Source organism: Faecalibacterium intestinale, from assembly GCF_040096575.1.
Classification (GTDB): Bacteria; Bacillota; Clostridia; order Oscillospirales; family Ruminococcaceae; genus Faecalibacterium; species Faecalibacterium intestinale.
Genome location: NZ_JBBMEN010000044.1, coordinates 1 through 6952 on the forward strand (window position 1 = coordinate 1; position 6952 = coordinate 6952).

Below are 6952 nucleotides of genomic sequence, written 5' to 3' on the forward strand. Positions count from 1 at the left end.
TTATCCGCACCAAACCATGAAAATCCGAACCTTTTCTCGATAGGAGAAGGGTTCGGATTTTTTGTTTTCTTCGGAAAGCAAAACGAAGGTGTCTTTCCAACCGCTGTGTGTCCAAAACCTTATCAGTAGAATCGCGTAACGAAAGTCACAACTGTAAAGGTGCCGTAAGGCAGAAAGGACACAAACATAAAGTACGATGCAAGAGCTTGCCATTTCAACATGGACACCGGGTGCGTGGAACTTCTGCTCCGGGATGGGAGAATGATCTCCATTGACTGCACTGGGGTCGAGGATGAATTGGACGTGACCATGGCGCAGAGGTTGGAGTTAGATTATCTCATCTACAATGACCCGCTTGGCTATGCAGACTTGATTCTGAACGGCGAACCAGAGGAGTATCTGAAGAATGTGGCGGGAAGTCACGGATTAGAAGATTAAGCATAAAAGGGTATGCGGCTATAAACCGCATACCCTTTTACACTTTATCGCTTCCAGACCGCTGCGGCATTGGAACGTGACATCAGTTCTTCGACCGGGATTCCGGCTGGGCAGATGTCCTGGCACGCAAGAGATTTTCCGCAGCCTTCAAAATAAAGCTGACGATACGCATTTGCGAGTTCTGTCTGATGGGCAATATCCTGTTCTTCGTTCAGAATACGGTAAGCGTTGACGGGCAGAACAGCTCCAGCAAATTCACTGTTCGGGTCAAAGTTCGGGCAGACCTCCAAGCAGCAGCCACAGAGCAGACACTTAGCAGATCGATACCGCTGGCTGTGCGTATAGCTGGTCTGGAACGCATCTCCTTCCAGCCACAGCTTTGTCCGCTTCAGTGCTTCAAAGATCACGGAACGGTCTACGACCAGATCTTTCACCAGTGGGAATTTGCTCAAAGGCTCCAGAGTAACAACGCTTCCCTTACAGTCCCGCAGAAAAACGGAACAGGCAAGACGAGGCAGACCATTGATCCGCATGGCACAGGCACCGCACTTGCGTATCATGCAGCCGCATTCCCACGCAATGGGGGAAACGACCGTTCCGCTCTTTTCGCACAGAGGGCTGCGGTGATTCAGCTCGTTCAACACCGAAGCAATCGAGGTGTCCGCACTTCCCTCAAAGGAAAACTCCTGCCAGCAGGGTGAAGCCTGCGGGTTTTCCTGCCGTTTGATTCGGATGGTGTAGTTCATAAATCATGCCGCCTTTCGGGGATGGATTCAAAGCTGATGGCGATATGCTGCCCGTTCCAGTGTGCCACGGTGGTTTTGCAGTAAACGGCATCGTTGCGTTGGGGATAATCTGCCCGCCAGTGCGCACCCCGGCTTTCTTTTCGGGCGAGGGCACTTTCCAGCATGGCACAGCCCAGAAGCGGAAGGGTGCCAGACAGTTTGCGGATTTCCTGAATGCCCGCTTCCAATGTCTGTGCATCCCGCACGACACCGAGTGCGTTCAGCAGGATACGATTCATCTGCATTTGAGCGTCCGGGGAAAGTTCGGGCAGAAGGGATTCTTCGGCACAGGGCATATTGGGGGAACTGACTGTTTCCCGGCAGGCAGTTTCCGCAGCAATCTGTCCTCCATAGATCGCACCCAGAAGAGAATTTCCACCCAGACGGTTTGCGCCATGGTACTGAGCGCAGCATTCACCGGCAGCGTACAGATTCCGCATCGAAGTGCGGTGCCGCTCGTCCACCTGAATGCCTCCCATAAAGTAGTGGATACCCGGCAAAATCGGAATGGGTTCTTTGCGAATATCTTTGTGCAGATAGGTCTGACAATCATCCACCAGTCCGGCAAGTTTATGCTCCATGACTTCTTTAGGAAGCTCTGTCATATCAAGGAACACCTCATAGTCACGGCTGACCGTCCAGACTTCCCGCGCGGTGATGTCACGCGGCATCAGGTTGCCGAGTTCCGGATATTTTTCTTCCATGAAATACCACGGCTTCCCGTTCCGTAATGCAAACAGCCGCCCGCCCTCACCACGGGCGGCCTCACTCAGAAGCATCCGTTTTTCGCCCAGTTCGACCGTGGTAGGGTGGTACTGGATCATTTCAAGATTTGCCATCGGAACGCCCAGACGGAACAGTTCTGCGGTGACTTCTCCGGTATTGGCAAGAGAGCCGGTCGTATCACCGAATAAGCCATGCAGCCCGCCTGTGGCAATCAGGACGGCATCGCATACAAACCGCAGCAGTTCGCCAGTATAGGTGTCCTGCACTGTGCAGCCACCGCAGATGTTCCCGGAAAGCAGCAGGGTGCGGAACTTATGGTGTGGAAAGCGTTCGACCGTTCCTGCGCTTTCTTCCCGGCGCACAGCATCAATCAGAGCGGTCATTAGCTGCTTTCCCGTATCGCTTTGTGCAAAGGCCGTCCGCTTTTTCTTCTGTCCGCCAAAATTCCGCAGGTCGAGTTCATCGTCATCTGTCACGTTGAATTGTACTCCCAGATGGTGCAGGCTGCGCACCAGTTCGGACGCAGCCTGCGTCATCCCCCAGACTGCATTCGGGTCAGCAAGTCCGCAGGCAGCGGTCAGGGTATCTGTATAATGCTGCTCCGGGCTATCCTCCTCTCCCTTGGTATTCAAGGCTGCATTGATTCCGCCCTCTGCCATAACAGACTGCGCCCGCTCGGAGGCAAGGGAGGACACCAGCTTTACCGTCCAGCCGTTTTTCACAGCAGTCAAAGCAGCGGAAAGCCCTGCCAGCCCTGCACCCACGATCACCAAAGTGTGTTTCATACATTGTTCCACCCGATATAATATAGAATGATCGAACCGGCAGCAAACAGCACCAGTATAGAAAGAATCAGATAGAGGTCGCCGCGCTGCTCCTTATCCCGGACGATGCCCAGCGATACCAGAAGGGGTCGGAGATTGAGCAGAAGATGCACAAATACCGAAGCAACCAGTAAAAGCTGCGTCAGCAGCCGGACCGTTGTGAACGGAAACAGAATGTATACGCCGTCCTGCACTCTGCCGAACACGCCAATATGGAAAAAGAGCATGAGCAAAATAGCAAGCCCACTGGTGCGCCTTGCCCAGAACAGAGCATTCTGCTTTCCGTAGAGTTTTCCGCCGGACCGGGAAGCCCGGAATGTCTGTGCGGTCAGCAAAAGCCCAAGGACGGTGTGCGCCGCCAGAATGCCAACGCCGATCCATGCCAGAAACTTTCCTGCCCCGGAACTGATGCCCAGCAACATAAAACTGCCCATCAGCCCATGAAGCAGACAGATGAAAAGTAGCAGAACGGAGAGAATGGTGTTCAGTTTTCGCATGAGGGGTCCTCCATTTCTTCTGCGGAGAGCAGAAGGATGTCTGCATCCGGCAATGCTGTTGCATCAAGCGTATTTTCCGAAACCAGCAGCAGTTGATACCGCCCATTGATTGCACGGGAACGCAGCATGGTTTCGCTGTACTGCTTCAACGTGACATCTGCTCCGGCAGCAGTCAGGCGTTCACAAAGAGCCGTTGCATAGCAAAGCAAGGGATAGTCTGTTTCGCAGACCGAAAGCGTCATGTGCGGCAGTCCGGCATCGGAAAGGACTTCTGTCTCACCGGAAACAAATGCTTTCAGATCATTCCGGAAATCCGCATCGGAAAACGGTTCCAGCGCAGGGTTGATGCAGAACAGATAGTTGCCCTCCAGCGGTGCGGCCATCTGTGCGGCACGTTTCGCTTTCGGGGTCGCACCGGTCAGCCCATCCAGAATAGAGGGCGGCGAGTGCATAAATACGCCAAACGCGGCAAGAAATCCCAATGTCAGAACCAGAGTGATGAATTTTCCTTTCACAGGCAGACCTCTTTTATTTATTGCATGGTTGTTCAAATGAAAAATCTTCTGCGCAAAATACGGCAGTTGAGTAAACACTCAACTATATTGTATGCGAAATAAGGAGGCTGTCAAGGTCTGTTAGACGACAAATCGCAGGAAGCAGATGCTAACTTTTCCTCTTGACAACGGAGGAAAAGCAGATATAATATGATTGAACGGTTGTTCAACTACAAAACAAGGAGAACGTCTGATGTCAAATTCTTTATACACCTGTAATTGCGATGTGATCCATGAGGACATCGTGAACGATGTAAAAGGCAAAATGCAGCCGAAAGACGACTACATCCAGCTTGCATCGCTTTTCAAGCTGTTCGGAGATGGCACAAGAGTGCAGATCCTTCATGCTCTGGAACAGAGCGAGATGTGTGTATGCGACCTTGCGGTTCTGCTGGGCGTCACCAAATCGGCGATCTCTCACCAGCTGAAAGCACTCCGGCTTGCCGGACTGGTCAAATTCCGCAGAGAGGCCCAGATCGTGTATTATTCGCTGGCGGATGATCATGTAAAGGAGATCATCGACAAGGGATTTGAGCATTTAAGAGGATGATCGCGCAAGCGATTATCTTTTTGTCTTTTAAGTTGAGCGATTGAACAATTAAGAAAACGTAGTGGAGATCAAAATGAAAAGAGTATTCATCCTGAAAGGTCTGGATTGCCCGAATTGTTCCGCCAAGATAGAAAAAGAGGTCGGAGCATTGCCGGGAGTGGAATCCTCGGTTGTGAATTTAATGCAGCAGACACTGACCGTTCAGTCAGAAAAGTCTGCGGATGCAACACTGGCGGAACAGGTCGAAACGATCGTTCACAGCCATGAACCGGATGTTGAGGTGTCGGAAAAGACCGAACCTGCGGTGACGAAGGTCTATCTCCTGAAAGGTCTGGATTGTCCGAACTGCTCAGCAAAAATCGAGAAAGAAGTCGGTGAGCTGGGTGGCGTGGCTTCTTCGACCGTGAATCTGATGAACCAGACGCTGACTGTTCAGGCTGGAACATCGGTAGCTGCTTCCTTGCTGGATACCGTTACCACGATCGTACACAGCCATGAGCCGGATGTTGAAGTGTCGGAAAAGCAGCTGGAAGCGACTGCACCTGTCAAAAAGGATGAAAAAGCGGCGGTCTATAACGATGAGGATAAGAAGCGCACGATACGGCTTGCCGTGGGTGCTGTGGTCTATGCAATCGGTATGGCATTGACCGTATTCGCAAAGCTGCCGACTCTGGCGGAACTGGCGTTTCTGATTGTGGCGTATGTGATTCTTGGCTGGGATGTCGTATGGCAGGCAGTGAAAAATATCACCAGAGGACAGGTGTTTGACGAGCATTTCCTGATGAGTGTTTCCACGATCGGCGCATTTGCCATCGGGGAATACCCGGAAGCTGTTGCAGTTATGCTGTTCTATCAGGTCGGAGAGTTCTTCCAGTCGCTGGCGGTAAAGCGTTCCAGAAAGTCCATCTCTGACCTTATGGACATCTGTCCGGATTCGGCGACCGTTAAGCGGAATGGCGTATTGCAGGTCGTTTCTCCGGAAAGCGTTGCGGTGGGCGAGATCATCGTGGTAAAACCCGGTGAAAAAATCCCGCTGGATGGCATCGTTGTGGATGGCGAATCCATGCTGGACACCAAGGCACTGACCGGCGAATCTGTGCCGAGAAGCATCCGCAAAGGCGATGAAGCCCTGTCCGGCTGCATCAACCAGAGCGGTTTGCTGACGCTGAAAGTCACAAAGAGCTTCGGGGAATCCACGGTATCGAAGATCACTGACCTTGTGGAGAATGCTTCTGCAAGAAAAGCTCCCACCGAGAACTTCATCACGACCTTTGCACGATACTATACGCCGGTCGTTGTTGGAATGGCGGCTGTGTTGGCGATCATTCCGCCGCTCGTCCTTGGCGGCGGCTGGTCTGAGTGGTTGCGCAGAGGTTTTGTGTTCCTGATCGTTTCCTGCCCGTGTGCATTGGTCATTTCTATTCCCCTGACCTTCTTCGGCGGTATTGGTGCCGCATCCAAGCGCGGTGTGCTGGTAAAGGGCAGCAACTATCTGGAAGCACTGAACAAAGTGAGCGTGGTGGTCTTTGATAAGACCGGCACCTTAACAAAGGGTGTTTTTGAGGTCGCAAATATCATTCCGGCAGCCGGATACCAGAAAGAGCAGGTATTGGAGTATGCTGCACAGGCAGAGAGTTATTCCAACCACCCGATCGCAAAGTCGATTCTTGCGACTTATGGAAAGCCAATCGACCAGAAGCAGTTCTCTGGCTTTGAGGAAATCTCAGGACACGGCATCAGCGTTATGGTGCAGGGAAAGAAGGTACTGGCTGGCAACAGTAAGCTGATGGAATCTGAAAAGATTGCCTATGCCGCTTGCGATGCAGCCGGAACAAAGTGCTATGTAGCAGCGGATGGTAGCTATGTAGGCTGTATCCTGATCGCAGATGAAGTGAAGCCGGACAGCAAGTGCGCAATCGCAGAGCTGAAAAAGATTGGCGTGGAAAAAACTGTTATGCTTACCGGCGATGATGAGCGAATCGGCAAGTCGGTGGCAGACGAACTTGGTCTGGATGCGTATTATGCACAGCTCTTGCCCGACCAGAAGGTCGAAAAGCTGGAAATGCTGGATAAGCAGAAACGGCAGGGAAGCAAACTCGCCTTCGTGGGCGATGGCATCAACGATGCCCCTGTTCTTGCCCGTGCAGATGTCGGCATTGCCATGGGAGGTCTTGGCTCGGATGCCGCGATTGAAGCTGCGGATGTTGTTCTGATGACAGATGAACCATCGAAACTTGTAGAAGCCATTGATGTTGCAAAGGCTACGAAACGGATTGTGATGCAGAACATCGTGATTGCTCTTGGCATCAAGAGCGTGTTCCTTGTTCTGGGCGCACTCGGCATGGCCGGTATGTGGGAAGCCGTGTTCGGTGATGTGGGTGTCACGATCATCGCTGTTCTGAACGCAATGCGGATTCTGAAGAAATAAGCACAAACAAAAACAGGGTGCGCCCTGCCGGACGCACCCTGCAAAAATCCACACACGATAAGTAAGGCAGGGAGTTCCCCGTAGCAGAGTTCCCATAAAACAGTATTTGCAAAAGCTCCCGAAATGGGGAAGATTTGGCGTGACTTCGGT

Annotated in this window: 7 protein-coding genes; 3 read left to right on the plus strand and 4 right to left on the minus strand. The window is 52.1% G+C overall.

All coding sequences use genetic code 11. The features are described 5' to 3' along the window. The first annotated feature begins 186 nt into the window (after nt 1-186). The gene (locus tag WMO20_RS14055; RefSeq protein WP_015536698.1) at nt 187-438 is read left to right on the plus strand and encodes a DUF6061 family protein; all 252 of its coding nucleotides are present in this window, start codon (nt 187-189) and stop codon (nt 436-438) included. A gap of 44 nt (nt 439-482) precedes the next feature. On the opposite strand, the gene WMO20_RS14060 is transcribed toward WMO20_RS14055, so the two are convergent. Genes WMO20_RS14060 through WMO20_RS14075 form a run of 4 tightly spaced genes read right to left on the minus strand, consistent with a single transcriptional unit; the run spans nt 483 to nt 3785 of the window. Beyond that, nucleotides 483-1184, minus strand: a complete 702-nt coding sequence (locus WMO20_RS14060) for a succinate dehydrogenase/fumarate reductase iron-sulfur subunit (RefSeq protein ID WP_015536699.1) — start codon at nt 1182-1184, stop codon at nt 483-485. After that, nucleotides 1181-2734 (minus strand): FAD-binding protein, encoded by a 1554-nt coding sequence (locus WMO20_RS14065; protein ID WP_005935834.1) that lies wholly within the window; start codon nt 2732-2734, stop codon nt 1181-1183. The genes WMO20_RS14060 and WMO20_RS14065 overlap by 4 nt, the downstream gene beginning before the upstream one ends. Continuing rightward, nucleotides 2731-3270: a hypothetical protein gene (locus WMO20_RS14070; RefSeq protein WP_005935830.1), complete on the minus strand. Its 540-nt coding sequence runs from the start codon at nt 3268-3270 to the stop codon at nt 2731-2733. The genes WMO20_RS14065 and WMO20_RS14070 overlap by 4 nt, the downstream gene beginning before the upstream one ends. Next, complete coding sequence (locus WMO20_RS14075) at nt 3258-3785, minus strand: DUF6921 family protein (RefSeq protein WP_005935827.1); 528 nt, start codon at nt 3783-3785, stop codon at nt 3258-3260. The genes WMO20_RS14070 and WMO20_RS14075 overlap by 13 nt, the downstream gene beginning before the upstream one ends. Nucleotides 3786-4017: 232 nt before the next feature. Between WMO20_RS14075 and WMO20_RS14080 the strand changes: the two genes are divergently transcribed. Both WMO20_RS14080 and WMO20_RS14085 read left to right on the plus strand, forming a co-directional pair. Then, on the plus strand, nt 4018-4374 hold the full coding sequence (locus tag WMO20_RS14080) for an ArsR/SmtB family transcription factor (RefSeq protein WP_015536701.1): 357 nt from the start codon (nt 4018-4020) through the stop codon (nt 4372-4374). 73 nt (nt 4375-4447) lie between these two features. After that, the gene (locus tag WMO20_RS14085) at nt 4448-6802 is read left to right on the plus strand and encodes a heavy metal translocating P-type ATPase (protein WP_349187270.1); all 2355 of its coding nucleotides are present in this window, start codon (nt 4448-4450) and stop codon (nt 6800-6802) included. Nucleotides 6803-6952: the final 150 nt, after the last annotated feature.